General features: G+C 38.9%; 18 protein-coding genes. 1 reads left to right on the plus strand and 17 read right to left on the minus strand.

Features of this window, described 5'->3' with window-relative positions; all coding sequences use genetic code 11:
* Nucleotides 1–50: 50 nt before the first annotated feature.
* A complete protein-coding gene (locus tag TTE_RS09560; protein ID WP_009610946.1) occupies nt 51–1,583 on the plus strand; it encodes an ATP-dependent metallopeptidase FtsH/Yme1/Tma family protein in 1,533 nt (510 codons plus the stop codon).
* Nucleotides 1,584–1,592: 9 nt separating this feature from the next.
* Here TTE_RS09560 and TTE_RS09565 read toward each other — a convergent pair whose 3' ends face one another.
* The 17 genes from TTE_RS09565 to kdpDN form a co-directional block, all read right to left on the minus strand.
* The gene (locus TTE_RS09565; RefSeq protein WP_009610945.1) at nt 1,593–2,285 is read right to left on the minus strand and encodes a TIGR01906 family membrane protein; all 693 of its coding nucleotides are present in this window, start codon (nt 2,283–2,285) and stop codon (nt 1,593–1,595) included.
* Nucleotides 2,286–2,287: 2 nt separating this feature from the next.
* Nucleotides 2,288–3,787: a hypothetical protein gene (locus tag TTE_RS09570; protein WP_009610944.1), complete on the minus strand. Its 1,500-nt coding sequence runs from the start codon at nt 3,785–3,787 to the stop codon at nt 2,288–2,290.
* Between the two features lie 93 nt (nt 3,788–3,880).
* A complete protein-coding gene (gene dhaM / locus TTE_RS09575) occupies nt 3,881–4,273 on the minus strand; it encodes a dihydroxyacetone kinase phosphoryl donor subunit DhaM (RefSeq protein ID WP_031314078.1) in 393 nt (130 codons plus the stop codon).
* Between the two features lie 14 nt (nt 4,274–4,287).
* Nucleotides 4,288–4,926: a dihydroxyacetone kinase subunit DhaL gene (gene dhaL, locus TTE_RS09580; RefSeq protein WP_009610955.1), complete on the minus strand. Its 639-nt coding sequence runs from the start codon at nt 4,924–4,926 to the stop codon at nt 4,288–4,290.
* 23 nt (nt 4,927–4,949) lie between these two features.
* Nucleotides 4,950–5,948, minus strand: coding sequence for a dihydroxyacetone kinase subunit DhaK (gene dhaK, locus TTE_RS09585; RefSeq protein ID WP_009610950.1), 999 nt, complete (start codon nt 5,946–5,948; stop codon nt 4,950–4,952).
* Nucleotides 5,949–6,102: 154 nt separating this feature from the next.
* Nucleotides 6,103–7,737, minus strand: a complete 1,635-nt coding sequence (locus TTE_RS09590) for a sigma 54-interacting transcriptional regulator (protein WP_041587339.1) — start codon at nt 7,735–7,737, stop codon at nt 6,103–6,105.
* A gap of 14 nt (nt 7,738–7,751) precedes the next feature.
* Nucleotides 7,752–8,126, minus strand: coding sequence for a DUF1667 domain-containing protein (locus TTE_RS09595; RefSeq protein WP_011026125.1), 375 nt, complete (start codon nt 8,124–8,126; stop codon nt 7,752–7,754).
* Nucleotide 8,127: 1 nt separating this feature from the next.
* Nucleotides 8,128–9,387, minus strand: coding sequence for an NAD(P)/FAD-dependent oxidoreductase (locus TTE_RS09600; RefSeq protein WP_011026126.1), 1,260 nt, complete (start codon nt 9,385–9,387; stop codon nt 8,128–8,130).
* Nucleotides 9,380–10,876 (minus strand): NAD(P)/FAD-dependent oxidoreductase, encoded by a 1,497-nt coding sequence (locus TTE_RS09605; RefSeq protein WP_011026127.1) that lies wholly within the window; start codon nt 10,874–10,876, stop codon nt 9,380–9,382. Before TTE_RS09605 ends, TTE_RS09600 begins: the two co-directional genes overlap by 8 nt.
* 164 nt (nt 10,877–11,040) lie before the next feature.
* Nucleotides 11,041–12,534 carry a glycerol kinase GlpK gene (gene glpK, locus TTE_RS09610; protein WP_009610750.1) on the minus strand — a complete coding sequence of 498 codons (1,494 nt, stop codon included), beginning with the start codon at nt 12,532–12,534 and terminating at the stop codon, nt 11,041–11,043.
* A 75-nt stretch (nt 12,535–12,609) separates the two neighbouring features.
* Nucleotides 12,610–13,338: an MIP/aquaporin family protein gene (locus TTE_RS09615; RefSeq protein ID WP_009610760.1), complete on the minus strand. Its 729-nt coding sequence runs from the start codon at nt 13,336–13,338 to the stop codon at nt 12,610–12,612.
* Between the two features lie 70 nt (nt 13,339–13,408).
* Nucleotides 13,409–13,978 (minus strand): glycerol-3-phosphate responsive antiterminator, encoded by a 570-nt coding sequence (locus TTE_RS09620; protein WP_009610755.1) that lies wholly within the window; start codon nt 13,976–13,978, stop codon nt 13,409–13,411.
* A gap of 131 nt (nt 13,979–14,109) precedes the next feature.
* Nucleotides 14,110–15,150: a lysylphosphatidylglycerol synthase transmembrane domain-containing protein gene (locus tag TTE_RS09625; protein WP_009610754.1), complete on the minus strand. Its 1,041-nt coding sequence runs from the start codon at nt 15,148–15,150 to the stop codon at nt 14,110–14,112.
* A 15-nt stretch (nt 15,151–15,165) separates the two neighbouring features.
* Nucleotides 15,166–16,047, minus strand: a complete 882-nt coding sequence (gene pdaA / locus TTE_RS09630) for a delta-lactam-biosynthetic de-N-acetylase (RefSeq protein ID WP_009610765.1) — start codon at nt 16,045–16,047, stop codon at nt 15,166–15,168.
* A gap of 71 nt (nt 16,048–16,118) precedes the next feature.
* Complete coding sequence (cas4, locus tag TTE_RS09635) at nt 16,119–16,679, minus strand: CRISPR-associated protein Cas4 (RefSeq protein ID WP_009610751.1); 561 nt, start codon at nt 16,677–16,679, stop codon at nt 16,119–16,121.
* Complete coding sequence (locus TTE_RS09640; RefSeq protein WP_011026128.1) at nt 16,676–16,963, minus strand: hypothetical protein; 288 nt, start codon at nt 16,961–16,963, stop codon at nt 16,676–16,678. The genes cas4 and TTE_RS09640 overlap by 4 nt, the downstream gene beginning before the upstream one ends.
* Nucleotides 16,964–17,001: 38 nt before the next feature.
* Nucleotides 17,002–18,129, minus strand: a complete 1,128-nt coding sequence (kdpDN, locus tag TTE_RS09645; RefSeq protein WP_009610762.1) for a KdpD-like non-kinase potassium sensor — start codon at nt 18,127–18,129, stop codon at nt 17,002–17,004.
* Nucleotides 18,130–18,131: the final 2 nt, after the last annotated feature.

Raw genomic sequence — 18,131 nt, forward strand, 5'->3', positions numbered from 1 at the left:
CCCATCAATAAGCAAAAACTACATTCAGAATAAAAGTGGGGGCGGAAAACATGAAGAAGAATTTGCACACAATAATCCTTGTCATGTCAATTTTTGTAAATATTCTTCTCCTGTATCTTTTTATCACAGAAGTAAATCCTAATTTGAGCTTGAACCTCACTTTTCTTTTGATTGCAGCGGCAACCGCAATAGCTTATATTCTCCTAAAGAATAAATTTTCTGAGCTCATGCCAGTTAAATACAACTCCCTTTCCGAGATAAATGAAGAAGTTACCAAAAAGAAAGGAAACATAACTTTTAAAGACGTGGCAGGATTGGATGAAGTAATAGAAGAATTAAAAGTGATAATTGACTTTATGACAAATACAGAAAAATATAACAAAATGGGAGCAAAAATACCCAAAGGGATACTCTTCTACGGCCCTCCAGGAACAGGAAAAACGCTATTGGCTACTGCTCTAGCAGGAGAGACAAATTCCACTTTTATAAGCGCTTCCGGGTCAGAATTTGTAGAAAAATACGTGGGCGTTGGAGCAAGTAGAATAAGAGCCCTTTTTGCAAAAGCAAAGAAAAATGCTCCCAGCATCATTTTCATAGACGAAATTGACGCGGTTGGAACCAAAAGAAACACTGACAACAATTCCGAAAAAGACCAAACTTTAAACCAGCTCTTAGTAGAAATGGATGGCTTCAACAGCAATGAAGGGATCATAGTAATAGGAGCTACTAACAGAATAGATATGCTGGATGAAGCCCTTTTAAGGCCTGGCCGCTTTGACAGAACCATACATATTGGCCCGCCAAACTTAAAAGGCCGCCTGGAAATTCTGAAAGTTCACACGAGGAATAAACCCCTAGATGAAAGCGTGTCTTTAGTAGACCTCGCCAGAAAAACCCACGGAATGACTGGGGCTCATCTAGCCACCATGTGCAATGAAGCTGCAATATTAGCCGTAATGAGAAATAAAACGAAAATTGGAAAAGAGGAATTTGAAGAGGCACTAGAGCGCGTAATCGCAGGGCTCAAAAAGAAAAATCCCTCTGGGCTAGAAAAAGAAAGGACTATAGCAGCGTATCATGAAGCAGGCCATGCCCTCATAGGGAAAATTTTGAATGTCAATGTCATAGAAAAAATTTCTATAGTACCCCGAGGAGAAGCATTAGGCTACGTGCTTAATTTCCCTAAAGATGACTCCTTCCTCCTCACAAAGACGGAGCTAAAAAACAAAATCACAATGCTATTGGGAGGAAGAGCTTCAGAAGAAATCATATTTAACGAAATTTCTACTGGAGCAGAAAACGACTTGAAAGAGGCTACAAAAATCGCCTACCAAATGGTGTGTAATTTCGGGATGAGCGAATTAGGCAATAGAGTTTTTGATTTGCATTTAGTAAAATCTACAGAAATGATCGATAAAGAAGTAGACAAGATTATAAATAGCTGTTACACCTTCGCAAGAAAGATACTCCTTGAGCATAAAGATAAAGTAATAGCAATTGCAGAAAAACTGCTTGAAAAAGAGACAATAACAAAAGAGGAGCTAGAGGAAATAATTGAAGAAAAGACCTCTATGTGCGTGTAAAAGGAGCCCCTATGAGGGCTCCTTTAAAAGTTTTGAAATTGCAAAAACTCCACCTGTTATCGCCAGAATTTCTATGAGCGTATTTTTGAAAATCAAAGAGACAGCATCTTCAAAAAAATTTAGAGGAAACATCTGAATGAGCCTGTCCTTTTCTACGTCCAAAAGCCACAGGTCGTTATTAAAAAAAGCCAAATGAAAAAGTGTAAACCAATTTTCAAAATCTAAAACTATTAGTACGCCTAATATCAATAAAGCAAGTAAACTAAAACCTACACCTTTTTGTAAAAGAGAAAGGGTTTTCACAAAAGAGGTCTGCCACACTAGAAGCGCAAAAAAAGCAAGAAAAACTGCAATAGATATATCCTTAAGCCAAAAGCCCAACTTAAATAAATTTTTCACGTCTTTCATATGAGCAAGTTCTTTATCATTGAACACTCTTACAAGGTCTCCTCCAATGTTTGCAAGTACATCCATGTCATCTGCTTTTCCCTTTAGGTATTCATGCATTTTCTCTGTCACTTTCAAAAGCTCTCCAATCTCCATCTTTGTAACAGAGGGAACGTCGTTTTTTAAATATTCATTCTTGTAAAAATCCAAATTGAAAGCTACATGTTCCAAATTAAATAAAAATAACCACAAAATTAATGAAAAAGCCATTACAAAAGTGACAACCCATATAAAGATTTTTTTCACTTTCCTCATAGTCAAATTACATCCTTTGAATTTTTTATTAAACTCTCATAAAAATTCTTCTGCTTTCTAAGTTCTCTGTAAAGATCCATTTTTTTCTTAATGGTGTGCATGTAAGAAAGCTTCCTGCTGTAAGAATTATCAAGTTCCAAAGCGTTTCTCACATAGTGAAGAAGCTCCTTGTCAAAATCCACTGGGACAGGAATTATGCCCATTAGCCTCTTTAACCTAGCTTTCCTGTACTCATTTGTCATCTTTTTAGACAATTCCTCGATTAAATAGATCACATTTTTTATCTCGTTTTTTATTATCATCTCATCTACAGGGTCCTCTCCAAACTTATCGCTTTCAATCACTATCTCAGTAGCGTCATTGAGCAAGTTCTCATATTCGGCTAGAATTTCTACTTCCCCAATTATGCTTTCATCCACGATCTCTATCAAATTGTGGTCAGAAGACTCTATCTCTCCTAAAAGCAAATTATACCTGTAAAGCTCAAAATACCAGCTTGAAATGATACTGTCGCACTTTTTAACACTTTTTTCAATTTCTTTACTGCTTTTTATCTCATTTCTCATAAGCCGCTTGTAAAACTCTATATACTGCTTTATAAAAGGTTCTTTTTTTATCAGAGATTGAATATCCTCTTCTCCTAAAAAAACTATTAAAAGCCTGTTGATTACACGACGTACAGAAAAAATTATTTCTCTTAATGAGTGAATCGCTTTTACAAGCTCTGAGCTCTCTTCTAAATACATTTCTATCTCTTCTTTTGAAAGAAGCTTTAAATCCAGAGATTGAAGGCTTTCAATCTTACTTGCTATAGAAGGGAAAATATCTCCATATCCTTCTACCAGTTTGCCATAGAAATTTTCTTCAATGTTTATCACGCTGGCTAAAAAGGATTCATAGGTAGAATATTCTCTTTCTAAAGCCTTTTGCAAATAATCATAAAAACGCCTTCTAGACATAGCAAATGGAAGAGAACTCAAAATTTCTTTTATCCTTTCTTCCTTTTCTTCCTCTACCTCATTCACAAAATTAAAAACGCTTTCATAAAAACTCTCCTCGTCTATAGCCTCTGCAGCAAACGAATCCCTCAGCTTATCACTAAAAACTTCATTCACATATTTTGCCTCAACGTAATAGCCGTATAACACCTCAATTGCGTCTTCCAAATAGTCTTTGTATTCCCTCATCGCCTTTTCTACGTTATCCCTTATCTTTTTTTCTGCAACCTGGTAATGATATACGTCGTTTACTACGTTTTTCACTACCTCTAAAATACCCCTATTTTTATCATCCATGTATTCTAAAGCCTTAACAACCTCCCTTTTTCTAAAAAGCACGTAGTTTAAATAAGTAGCTTCGTTGTAAGCTTCCAATAAACTTATAATTTGCACTATCTCTTTCTGCTTTTTTATTATCTCCTTCAGAAATTGAGAAAATTTCTCAGGGCTTTTCAAAGACTCGTGAAGTTTTTCTCTCAATTTCTTTATTTCATCCTGAGACATTTTTACACCTCTTTGCAATACTTTTCTATAATTTGATTATATTCTTTTTTTCATTTTAAATCAATTAAAAAAAGCCCGGCACAGGCCAGGCCTTTAAAGCTTATTCATCTTCTTGGCTTCTTCAGCCACAGTAAGCACTTTTTCAAAATCGCTCCCTATAGAAGCCTCTACTGCAGCTGCTACAGCCCCTTCTACCAAAGGCGCGTCCGCAATTTTGACCTTTCCCTCATATTCTTCTCCTAAGAGCTCTACCGCTGTCTGAGCGCTCATAACAGCGCTGCCGATATCAACTAGCACCACTACTCCTTCTCCTCTGTCTACTTTTTTTACCTGCTCCACTATTTCTGCAGCATCCGTGCCCAATCTCCCATCAGGCGTGCCTCCAGCTATGCCTATAGGTACTTTCCCCCTCGTCATTTGGTTTACCAGCTCAAACACGCCTTCAACAATTTTTCTTGAGTGAGACACTAACACTATTCCAACCATTTTACCCTCCACCATTACAGTAAATTAATAACATCTGCCAGGGCCTTTATCATTAGATAGGAGGAAGTAGCACCAGGGTCTATGTGCCCAATGCTTCTCTCCCCTAGATAACTGGCTCTACCTTTTCTAGCAGATATATTTTTTGTGTATTCCATCCCCTCTTTAGCAGCGTTAACTGCTCTTTTTAAAGCTTCAGGAAGAGCTATGTTGTTCTCCAAACTCTCTTTCAAAGCCTTGTAGGCAGGCTCAATAGAGTCTATCATGGTCTTATCTCCTGCCTGGGCTTTACCTCTGTCCTTTATACCCTGAAGAGCCGCTTCGAAAATCTTTACCACGTCTTCCTCTGTAAGTTCAGTTTTCCCTTGAACTGCCTGACCTGCCCTCATAAAAGCAGTACCGTACAAAGGCCCTGAAGCCCCACCTACTGTCGACACAAGAGTCATTCCCACAGTCTTCAATATCGTCCCTATATCAGAGTTTTCAGGAATTGTCGCCAATTTCTGTTTCACAGCTTCAAAACCTCTGTCCATGTTTATTCCATGGTCAGCGTCCCCTATCGCAGAGTCCAGTTCCGTGAGATATTCTTTATTTTCCCTTATCACTTCCACAATTTTATCTATAACTTTTAGCACATCTTCCTTTGTAATAACCATTTATACTTCCTACCTCCTGAAAATTATAGTTGTTTAAATGCTGGCGTATCAGCCTTTGCATCCAACAATGCCTTTAACTCCTCATCCAGCTTTAACAAAGTTATAGAAAAGCCGCTCATCTCAAGAGAAGTCATAAATTCTCCCACATAAGTCTTGTAAACTTTTATATCCTTTTCTTTTAGAATTTCTGCGACTTTTCTGTTAGCGATATAAAGCTCCATCAGAGGAGTTCCACCCATTCCATTTATCATTACAGCCACTTCATCGCCTGATTTATAAGGAAGGTCATTTATTATTTTGTCCATTAAATGCTCCACTATTTCATCAACGTGTTTTATCTTCTCTCTGTGCGTACCAGGCTCTCCGTGTATGCCTATTCCAATCTCCATCTCATCTTCTTGAAGAGTAAAACTTGGCTTACCCGCTGCAGGCACAGTACAAGGTGTTAACGCCATTCCCATCGAACGGACATTCGCTATGACTTTTTCAGCTACCCTCTTTACCTCCTTAAGGCTAGCTCCCTCTTGAGCTTTTGCTCCGGCAATCTTATGGACAAAAACAGTTCCTGCTATACCGCGTCTGCCTTGCGTCCAAGTGCTGTTTTCCACTGCCACATCATCGTTTACTATAACCTGGTCCACCTCTATTCCCTCTGCTTGCGCCATTTCTCTTGCCATTTCAAAATTCATTACGTCTCCCGTGTAATTTTTAATGATAAGCAGCACGCCCTTCCCAGAGTTTACAGCCTTAATAGCCTCATACATCTGGTCAGGTGTCGGTGAAGTAAAGACTTCTCCAGGGCAAGCAGCGTCAAGCATTCCGTAACCCACGTATCCTGCGTGGGCAGGTTCGTGTCCACTTCCTCCACCACTGACAAGTCCTACTTTACCTTCAACTGGCGCATCTTTTCTCACAATCACATTGATATTCTCAAGCTTTCTGAGATAATTGGGATGAGCTGCCAAAAGCCCCTCAATCATCTCCTTTACAACGCTCTCAGGGTTGTTAATTAACTTTTTCATGAAAAGTACCTCCCCACAGTAAATTACTTTAATTCTTTTGCTTTATTATTATGCAAAAACCATGCCAGTTTTTTTTTGCTTATTTTCCCCAAAAATAAAAAAGCCCATGCAGGCTATATTGGGAAAAAGTATCAAGCGACAGGGTAAGTTGGTATTATCTATCAACAAGTCCGAATTTCCGGGCCTTGGAAGCGACTGTCTTATGAGTAAGGCCTAAAACTTTAGCCGCTTTGTTAAAACTCTTGTATCTATCTAAGGCCGCTTTTATTATCTTGTATTCATATTCTTCCATTGTAAGTAATTCGCTGTGCTCATCCAAATAAATCACATTGTTTTCTGAAACGATTGTATCTTCATTCCGTATGTATTGAGGTAAGTCTTCATAGTCTATATATTCACCTTCGCTTAAAGTGATACATCTTTCTATTATGTTCTCTAATTCCCTTATGTTTCCAGGCCAGTCATAGTGAATTAAAGCTTGCATGGCTTTCTTCGTAATACCTTTTATATTTTTATTGAGCTTCTTATTGAGTTTTTCTATAAAATGCTCCACAAGCAATGGTATATCGCCGCGTCTCTCCCTCAATGGCGGCAGCATTATTGGTATAACATTCAGACGGTAATACAAATCTTCTCTAAAAGTACCTTCTTTTATTGCCTTTTCAAGGTCTTTATTTGTGGCTGCAATTATCCTCACATCTACCTTTATAGTCTTTATTCCCCCAACCCTTTCAAACTCTTTTTCCTGTATAACTCTCAAAAGCTTTACCTGAATCTCCGGAGGTATTTCCCCAATCTCATCCAAAAATACGGTGCCACCGTCCGCCAGTTCAAATTTCCCTATCTTCTGCGTTACAGCCCCCGTAAAAGCTCCTCTTTCATGGCCGAAAAGCTCGCTTTCCAGCAATGTAACAGGAATAGCGGCACAGTTCACCCTTATGAAGGGCTTATCCCTTCTTCTGCTGGCGTAGTGGATTGCCTGTGCTACCAGCTCCTTTCCCGTGCCACTCTCTCCTCTTATCAAAACAGTGGAATCCGTTTCTGCGGCCTTTGAAGCAATAGTGAGGGCATCCCTTAACTTTCCACTATTCCCTATTATTATGTCAAAAGCTTTATCCAGCTTCCTGTTCCTTTTTAACTCGTTTTCCAGATACTCTATCTGAGGAAAATCATAAAAGACTATTACAGACCCTTCTATTTTATTGCCAGTATAAATAGGCGTTATATTGGTAAACACAACATTATTGCCAACCTTAATCTTTTTGTTCATTTCCTCTTTCCCCGTTTTTAGTACATTCTCAATTTTTATTCCCGGGATGACCTCTTGAATTTTCTTGCCTATAGCTTCATCCATGCTTATCCCTGTAATGCCTTCTGCCAGTTTGTTAAATATTGTTATAACTCCATTTTCGTCAGTAACCACAAGTCCTGACCCGATGGAATTAAAAATTTTCTCATAGGCTATAGAAGTATTCCTCAAAAGCTCATACGTGTCTTTTTCTTCTTTTTCCTTGCCCAGTTCAGAATTGAAAAACTGCATAAATTCGTCAAAAGCCTTTTCAGCCTTTAACCCTTCTATTATCACTTCTATTTCTTCCCCACGAGAGGCAAAAAAGGTCACCATGGAAAGCATGCTACCAGCAGGAACCAACCTACTCTCATTGATTTTTCTAAAAAATATGCTGACATCGTTCCTTTTGCTTATGCGGCTTACTTCTTGAACTATGTGGGCAGCAATTTGAGAATGGATGCTCACAGGTAGTCTCAACCTTTCCCTCTTTTCCACCATTTTATCACCACGCATTAACTTACTTCTTTTTTATAAAGATTTCTAGTGGCAATCACGTCAACCCCCGTTCCCAATATGTTTTTAACTATCACATCTCCAATTTTAACAGGAGCTTTTACTTCAATTTTTGCCAGTTCCAGCATTATCTCATGGATTTTCTCTTTTGGAACAGGCTCTTTTGTTCTCACAGAAAGAAGAGGCAAATGTCCGCCCTTTGCCCTCACGCTTGTGGTCACCATTCTCTTTGGCATTGTAACTTCATTTTTTGCGTACTCAAGCCCTTTAGGACAAGAATAGCCTTTTATGCTCTTTATCTCCCCTCCTTCCATTTCAACTTTTATCCTGCAGCCCAGAGGACATACTATGCAGGTAATCTCCTTTACTTCCATTTTATCCCTCCTCCACCAAAAAGACAATACCCTCTTTTTCATCTGCATTTTTTAGTATTTCCTTACTTAAATTTACATCTATCATTTCACCAGGAGTAAGCCTTATCCTCTTCTGCCTTAAAAGGTACCTATCACCCGACTTTACTGCCAATATGGCATTATTGTACACATCTGTCGGTCTCATCCTAAATTTTATCCTTTTATCTATATTATCCACGTTTATTCTCTGTGGCACTACATAACGTATTCCTTTCCCCGCTTTAACAGAGATATTGCTCTTTTTAAACCCTCCTTCTCTTATAAACCTTATAGCCGAATTAGCTGCCATTCTGGCTTCTGCTGTCACATTGTCTACCAAATCGTGAACCTGAAGGACATTGCCACAAGCAAAAATCCCTGGAACACTTGTCTCCAGCATCTCATTCACAACAGGTCCTCCAGTCACTGGATCAAGTTCTATCCCTGCCTGTTTGGACAATTCGTTCTCAGGAATCAATCCTACAGAGAGTATCAAAGTATCGCAGCTTATATACTGGGCAGTTTCCATTATAGGTTCTCTGTTTTCATCGACTTTTGCGATAGTAACCCCTTCCACTCTATCCTTTCCATGTATCTCTACTACAGTGTGGCTCAATAAAAGTGGAATATCAAAATCTTCAAGACATTGCACTATATTTCTAGTAAGGCCGCTTGAATAAGGCATTATCTCTACCACAGCTTTTACTTTTGCTCCCTCTAAAGTAAGCCTCCTTGCCATGATAAGCCCTACATCCCCTGACCCTAAAATTACTATCTCTTTCCCTGGCATGTAACCTTCCATATTCACATACCTCTGAGCTGTTCCTGCTGTCATTATTCCTGCCGGTCTGGTTCCAGGAATCATTATCGCCCCTCTAGGCCTTTCTCTGCACCCCATTGCCAGAATTATAGCTTTTGCTTTTATTTGGAATACTCCTTTTTCTGAGTTGACAGCTTTTACAATTCTGTCAGGAGTAATCTCTAAAACCATCGTGTCCAACATGACATCTATTCCATATTCTTCTACTTTGTCTATAAACCTCTGGGCGTATTCGGGACCTGTCAACTCCTCTTTGAATTCTTGCAGCCCGAATCCATTGTGTATGCACTGTTGCAAAATGCCGCCCAAGTATTTATCTCTTTCCAATATCACGACATTTTTTACTCCCTTTTCATAGGCTTCTACAGCAGCACCTAAGCCTGCAGGTCCTCCTCCTATTATGACTATATCATAGTTAAGCATTGCCATACACCTCTTTCTTCAAAAGCTCTGAAGCCTTGTCTAATAAAAACTTCTTTGTCTCACCGGCAAGAATGTAAGAATTCCTGCCATGCTTTGTAACTTCAAGAGGAGAAATGTTAAGCTCTCTTGCAAGTATCTCTACTATCCTGGGACCACAGAAACTTCCCTGACACCTGCCCATGCCTGCTCTTACGCGCCTTTTTACCCCGTCCACCGATTTCGCTCCAACAGGTCTTCTTATTGCATCTATAACTTCTCCTTCTGTCACCGTCTCACACCTGCATACTATCCTTCCATAGGCAGGATTTTCTTTAATGAGCCTATTTTTCTCTTCATCAGAAAGCTCTACAAACCTTATAACAGGTTTCCTCTTTGGGTTAAAATCGTCCTTTTCAACAAGCTCAAGACCTGCGTCTTTTAATATATCTCTCACCATTTCCGCAATTGCAGGTGCTGCTGTAAAACCAGGGGATTCTATTCCAGCCACATTTATAAATCCTTTCACATCCGATTCTCCTATGATAAAATCCTTCTCCTCCGTGTCAGGAGTAGCTCTTAAACCTGTAAACTGCGTTATTGTCTTTCGAACGTCAAATTTATCCACACTTCTTTTAGCAACAGTAATGGCTTTATTAAGTCCTTCCCTCGTAGTCGCTTTAAATTCCTTATCCTGTATGTCTTCTGAAGTAGGTCCTATAAGCAAATTGCCGTCAATGGTGGGTGATACCAGAATACCTTTTCCCATCTTTGTCGGCACCTGGAATATCACAGTCCTGGCAATATAGCCTTGATCTTTGTCAAGTATCAGATACTCACCTTTTCTTGGATGCACAGAGAAAGGTTTTGCTCCCACCATATTGTTTATCACATCAGAATAAACTCCAGCTGCATTGACCACATACCTTGCATAAAACTCCTTTGAAGGCGTCTTTACGACAAATACATCCTCCTTTCTCTTAATATCTACTACCTCCGAATTAAAAGAAAACTCTACCCCGTTTTGGGCAGCATTTTCCGCCAGAGCAATAGTGAAAACATAAGGAGAAATAATTCCAGCCTTTTTGGCGTATAGAGCAGCTATGACATTGTCATTTATATACGGTTCAATTTCCTTTACCATGTCCTTTGTAATTATGGAGAGCTCTTTTACTCCATTCTTTATGCCTCTGTCAAATAGCTTGTAAAGCTCTTTAATTTCCTCTTCTGAAAAAGCCACCACTAAAGAACCAGTCCTTTTCATAGGAACGTCCAGGTCTTTGCACAGTTCTTCAAACATTTCATTCCCACGGACATTGAGCTTTGCTTTCAAAGTCCCTGGAACCGGGTCATACCCTGCGTGAAGTATTGCGCTGTTAGCTTTTGATGCCCCTTCTGAAGCTGCGTCTTCTCCTTTTTCCACCACAATCACTTTTAATTTATATTTAGAAAGCTCTCTTGCAATAGAGCATCCTACCACACCGGCACCTACTATTAAAACATCGTACACCATCTTTTAAAACCTCCTTAAGAAGATAAAAAACCATATATAACCGAGGCATCTCGGCTATATATGGTTCTCCCAATCTCCACCATACCTATTATTTATTTTTTCCTATATTATTAGGATATATTCTACAAAACTTTTTAAATTCCTGCTACTTTTTATCAATTTTTTTATTCTTCAGCCCACTTCATAGCTCTTTCAACCGCTTTTTTCCAGCCTCTGTAAAGTTTCTCCCTCTTTTCTTCCTCCATGGCAGGTTCAAAGCGCCTGTCTATATTCCAATTTTTCTCTATTTCTTCTCTGCTGTTCCAGAAGCCCACCGCCAGCCCTGCAAGGTATGCAGCACCTAATGCAGTAGTCTCTATCACCTGAGGCCTATCTACCGGAACGCCTAAAATGTCTGCCTGGAACTGCATTAAGAAGTTATTTGCACTTGCTCCTCCATCAACCTTCAAAGCCTGAAGCTTTATTCCGGAATCCTCCTGCATTGCTTCTAGAACGTCTCTCGTCTGGTAAGCAATAGACTCCAATGTTGCCCTTATTATGTGCTCTCTCTTTGCTCCCCTTGTAAGGCCAACTATAACACCTCTAGCGTACATATCCCAGTAAGGAGCACCTAGACCCACAAAAGCAGGAACTACGTACACTCCATTTGTATCTTCAACCTTTAAGGCGTATTCCTCACTTTGAGGTGCATTGTCAATTATTCTGAGCTCATCCCTCAACCACTGAATAGCTGCACCTGTTATGAAAATACTTCCTTCTAAGGCATACTCTACTTTTCCATCAATACCCCAAGCTATTGTGGTCAAAAGCCCGGTCTTGGAGGGAACAGCTTTTTCGCCTGTGTTCATCAGCATAAAGCACCCTGTACCGTAAGTGTTCTTTGCCATTCCGGGTTTAAAGCAAGCCTGGCCAAATAAAGCAGCCTGCTGGTCTCCTGCATCTCCTGCAATAGGTATTTCTACTCCAAAGATCGATTTATCCGTATAGCCATAGACATGGCTTGATGGCTTTACTTCTGGAAGCATGTTCTCTGGCACATTGAGCTCTTCTAATATCTCCTTATCCCACTTCAATTCGTGTATGTTGAAAAGCATTGTCCTTGAAGCATTTGAATAGTCAGTCACATGCACTTTGCCCCTTGTCAAATTCCAGATAAGCCATGTGTCAATATTTCCAAAAAGCAATTCTCCTCTTTCTGCTTTTTCACGAGCTCCTTCAACATTGTCCAAAATCCACTTCACTTTGGTACCCGAGAAATAAGCATCTACAACAAGGCCAGTCTTTTCTCTTATTTTCTTATCAAAGCCTTTGTTCTTAAGGTCATCGCATATAGGAGCTGTCCTCCTGCACTGCCACACTATTGCATTGTAAATAGGTTTCCCTGTGTTTTTGTCCCATACGACTGTTGTCTCCCTCTGGTTTGTAATTCCTATTGCCGCAATATCCTCTGGTTTAATCCCTGCCTTCTCTATTACTCCTTTTGCAACTTCTATCTGGGATTCCCATATTTCCATTGGGTCATGCTCAACCCAACCGGGTTTAGGATAAATCTGCCTAAACTCTTTGTTTAAAGAAGCAATCATTTTACCGCTGTGGTCAAAAATTATAGCGCGGGAACTCGTCGTCCCCTGGTCCAAAGCCATTACATATTTCGCCATTTCCCTTCCTCCTCACTTGAGTTTTTATTATAATGCCATATCGGCGAGAGGAACTTCTCGCCGATATAATTCTCTTTAATGTACGCTCATGATAAGCTGATAAATCCAGGCTCCAATTATTCCTCCAACTATTGGTCCAAATATCGGAACTATCAAACCATACCCCCAGTCAGAATCTCTCTTGCCCGGAATTGGGAGTATAGCGTGGGCAAGTCTCGGTCCGAAGTCTCTGGCTGGATTAATAGCATACCCTGTAGGACCACCCAAGCTTAAACCTATTGCCCATACGAGAAGTCCTACTAAAAGGGGTCCCATTCCCCCTATAGGGTTATTACTATTTGTAATGCCAAGTATACCTATTAAAAGCATGGCAGTACCAAAAGCCTCAGTTATAAAATTCTTACCTAAATTTCTTATAGCTGGAATAGTTGCAAAAGTACCAAGCTTAGCTGTGGGATCTTCAGTTGCTGCAAAATGATCTATATACATCAAATAAACAATTATAGCTCCCACAAAAGCTCCTAAAACTTGTGCTATAATGTAGCCTGGCACTAAACTCCACGAAAACTTGCCTATCGTTGCTAAGCCAATTGTCACAGCTGGATTTAAGTGAGCACCACTTAGCCAGCCAACTGTATACGCTCCTACCATAACTGCAAATCCCCATCCTGCGGTGATTACAATCCAGCCGCTATTTTGACCTTTAGATTTATTTAAGACAACGTTTGCAACTACACCGTCACCTAGCCAAATAAGTATCATAGTACCAAAAAATTCAGCCAAATACTTTGCAAAGTCACTCATAAAATATCCCCTCCATAATTCCAAAATTTAACTTTTAATAAAATTTTTTGTTTTTCATATATCCCCCCTTTCACTCTATAAACCAGAGGCTTTTTTCGCTGGTTGAAACAGCGATCGCCCCTGCTTTTATCGCATTTATAACTTCTTCCTTTGTCCTCACAAGGCCTCCTGCAATAACGGGCATTAAGACATCATTCGCCACTTCCTTGATTATTGAAGGCATTATTCCGGGGAGAATCTCCACAGCATCTGGCCTTATCTGTTTTGCAGAAGAAAGCCCTGTCTTTAAAGCCTGGGAATCCAACATGAAAAGCCTCTGTATAGAGAAGAGCCCAAAATCTTTGGCATGGTCTAAAATATTATTCCGGGTAGAAATTATACCGTGAGGCTTTATCCTTTCAGCTATGTACTCAACAGCCTTTGTGTCCTTACCCAAACCTTCTATAAGGTCAAAGTGGACAAAGGCAATTTTACCGTTTTTTTTGATAAAATCGACTAAATCGCAAATATTCATTATATCTCCTGACAGCAAAAAAATCACTTGTGTATTGGAAGAGACAGCTTCTTTTACATCCTTTATCTCCCGGACAGCCGCAATTATCGGAAATTCTGTCATTGTCTCTAAAATTTTATCTTTCATCCTTTATACCTCCGCTCACTTTAGTATATATTGCAAAAACTGTGCCAAAAAGAAATCAAGGAAAAAGCCCATAAAAAAATAAACCCTTGATAAAAAATACCAAGGGTTGTCTATTCACATGATAATTAATATCAATTTGTTATTTGATTGACAATCTCCTTTTTGGCATCCCTCACTGCTGCAAAAAATCCTAAAGCAGAAAGGCCCAGATATACGTAATAGGTAAAAAATCTCCACATGCCAATAAAAACACCCACATATGAAGTCGGCAAGATATTTGAAAAAATCGCTGCAAATCCCAACTCTACTGTGCCAGAACCGCTTGGAATAAAGCTATAAGCCAGTACATCATAAAAGATGATTTGCCTTCCTACAACCGCCAAAAAGTCAAATGGAATTTTCATGGCCATAAGCAAAAGAGGAGCAATGCTGTAAAAAAGCATCCAGTATATAACAGCATATAAAAACTGCCAAATAAATACCCTGTACCCTGAAAAAGAAGCAAATAAATTGCGAAAGTTCTTGTGATAAAGCAAAATTTCTTCCTTAGTCTTTTTAAAGTAATCTTCCTTTATGTATCTTTTGGCAAAAGAGATTCTTTCCAATCTTTCAACAATTTCAATAAGAAAATGAGGTCTTAAAATGATGTAAAGGAGCAAAATCAAAAGCCCTATTAAAAAGAAAGTTACAAAAATAGCTAATCTCATCAAAAAACTTCCTAATTCTAAATACCTTCCAAAAAAAATTAGAAGAAAGGGAGGGATAGTAACAAAAAATATCCCCGAAAACAAAAGTTTTGCCGTAAATACGATTAAAGCCTTATTAGCTGACACTCCCTTTTTGTTAAGCAAATAGATCATTAAAGGTAGTACTCCTGACCCAAAAGGAGTTACATAGCTTATGAAAAAAGTAGCAAGATTAAACTTAAAAAGGTAACTAAAACAGAGGTCTTCTCCTAACTTCTTCAACAAATCTTTTACTCGCAAAGTATCCACCACAAGGCTTGCTATTATCACAGCAAAAATCGTTATAATGTAAAAAAGCGGAATATCAAAGGCTTTTTCTATATTAGTTATCCCTGTAAATTTCAAAACCAATACAATTGATATCAAGCTGATTCCAATAGCCAATCCCAAAATGTACAAGTTCTTTTTTTCTAAAATCGCATCCAAAGCAATTCCCCTCTTTTACGGAATATCATCTAATGTCTTAAATTCATATCCTTCCTCTTTGATGCTTTTAATTATCCTGTCAAGTGCCTGTGCATTATCTTTTGAAACAGCGTGCAGAAGTATAACAGCTCCAGGGTGAAGCCTTTTCATAACAGTACTATAGCTTTCTTCAGGTCCTCCAGGAAGAGGCTGCCAGTCAGCCATAGCCAAACTCCAGAAAACCGTTCTGTATCCCAAAGATTTAGTAATATAGAGCGTTCTTTCACTGTATTCTCCTCTTGGAGGTCTGAAGTATTTCATCTTTTGCCCCGTTAAATCTTCAAACATCTTTTCCAATCCAAGTATCTCCTCTTTCACTTTTTCATCAGGCAAGGTAGGAAGACTGGGATGGTTGACTGTGTGATTTCCAACAATGTGTCCTTCCTCTACCATTCTCTTCACAAGGTCCGCCTGCTGTTTAACATAAGGTCCTGTAACAAAAAAAGCTGCCTTTACTCCGTTTTCTTTGAGTACATCCAATATCCGAGGAGTATATCCTGCTTCATATCCTTCATCAAAAGTCAAGTACACCACTTTTTTCGTCGTATCTCCAACAAAAATCGCATTGTACTTTTTGACAAGTTCCATGGCATAAGGCGTAATCTCCGGCGTTTGGTGATTGGGCAAAACTCTTAAGCCCCATCCATAAGGAGTGTTGTCAAGATTTTCTGTCTTTTGAACCACATGATTTACAACGTTTGAAATCTCTTCTTTAGGCGAGTTAAACGGCTCATGTAGAGCTTCCTCTTGAATTTTTGCCTTATCATTTTCATTGCTGTTTTTTTTGATTATACCACAGGACACAAGTGAAAAACAGAGGGCAACTCCTATTGCCAAAGAGATAATTTTCTTTGCCATTTTTTCTACCCCATTTCTCTTCCTAATTTACATCTTTATTTTTTTCTTTTAAGCCCTTCAATATTCTGTATTTATCTGGAATTGCCCTCGTATATCTCGCACACTGTCCCTCGACAAGGGCAGAAGCGGCAAAGAGAAAAAGAAGGAGTCACAGAAGGCATGTACACCCCTTTTTCCATCTTCCTCATTTGTTCTAAAATTTTTAAAAGTTCTTTTCTTAAATATTTCCTGTTATAAACTTCAAACATGGCATTTCTATAAACTATCCGTCCTCTTTTTACTCTCTTTTGATACTCCTCTTCTATTATCACAAAATATGCTACAAGCTGCATCACATCTTTAAAATAGGGCGAATCTTCTGCATCACTGCTTTTTAGCTCTATTGGGACAAGCTCGTCTCCAACCTGATAGATGTAATCAGGTTTTCCGGTCAAACCATATTTCTCTGACTTTAGCAGCTTCCCGTAAACTACCCCTTTTCCTTTGACTTGCTGCGGCTTATCTACGTATATCAATTTGCCTCCCCTAAAGCCTATACTCCTTCTCATCCTTCTGTAAAAAGGCCTTTGTTCAATTATCGAATAAATCAAAAGATAAAGCACAATAAGGAGAAAAACTATATTTAGAATCATCTCACATACCTCATCACAAATAAAATCAGTAAAATCAAAAATACAATTCCAAAAGCGATAGCATACCTTTTGTATCTAAGTTTTACGATGTCTTTATAGTACTTTTCATGATAGTCTATTCCCCTCTTAAAATTTACAAACTGCTCTTCCCTCTCTGAAGGCTCTCTCAAATTGTTGATATATTCGAGTCCGTACTTTTTTATGTAATACCACTGATAAGGACAGTAAAGAAACTGATTTACTTCAGTAGCCGATATATACCCCTTTTTCTCCTCTTTTTTCATATCGCAACCCTTCTTAAAACTTTATAAAAAAAGGGGGATTAACCCCTCGGATCAGCAACTACAAGCACATCTATAAATTTGGTCCCCTTCATTATCCTTCTCACAATTGAGCCTCTTATTATTTCGTCTATCCTTCTTCTTACAGACTGTCCTACCACAATCTGAGTAATGGCATTCTCCTCAGCAAATTTTATTATAGCCTTTGCCGGGTCATTTGATTTCACCATGTAAAACTTGGCTTCTAATTTATTGCACAGCATAGTAATCTCATCTAACTTTTTCAAATTTTTATGGTCTTTGAGCTCATCGTCGTTGTAGACATGAAGCACAAACAGGTCAGCCTTAAGCATTTTAGCTAGCCTATATCCACGCCTTATCAAATATTCCGCATTAAACCTCAAATTTACACACACCAGTATCTTTTCCTGCGCTCCCTTTAATCCCACGACTTTCTTCTTATTCCTGTACTCTAAAAGCCTATCGTCAACCTCATTGGCCACTTCCCTCAATGTCAGCTCTCTTAAAGCCGCTAAATTCCCTACTCTGAAGAAATTATTAAGAGCTGTCTCAATCTTATCAGGACTATAAATTTTGCCGTTTTTCAACCTCTCAATTAAGGTCTCTGGAGATACGTCCACCACTTCAATCTCATCAGCCAGTTCAAGAATTTTATCGGGGATGGTCTCTCTAACTTTCACATTCGTCATCCTGTTTACATAGTCATTCAAGCTTTCAAAATGCTGTATGTTTACAGCCGTCATAACGCTTATGCCGTTGTCTATGAGTTCTAACACGTCCTGATACCTTTTCTCATTTTTTGAACCAGGAGCATTTGTGTGAGCCAATTCATCTACAACGACTACCTGAGGTTTTCTCTTAATAATTGCCTCCAAATCCATCTCCTTAAGAATTACACCTTTGTAATTTATTTCCTTCAAAGGAATAATCTCAAGGTCCCCTATCTGCTCCTCTGTGTCTTTTCTCCCATAGGTTTCTACAAAACCAATAACTACGTCTATGCCTCTTTTCTTCATCTCATTGGCATCCTGTAACATGTGGTAGGTCTTTCCGACACCAGGAGCAGCACCAAGGTAAATCTTGAGCCTTCCTTTATTTGCCCTTTCAATTTCTCTCATGAAGTAGTCTGGGGACCTCTTCACTGCCATTT

It is taken from the genome of Caldanaerobacter subterraneus subsp. tengcongensis MB4, from assembly GCF_000007085.1.
GTDB lineage: Bacteria > Bacillota > Thermoanaerobacteria > Thermoanaerobacterales > Thermoanaerobacteraceae > Thermoanaerobacter > Thermoanaerobacter subterraneus.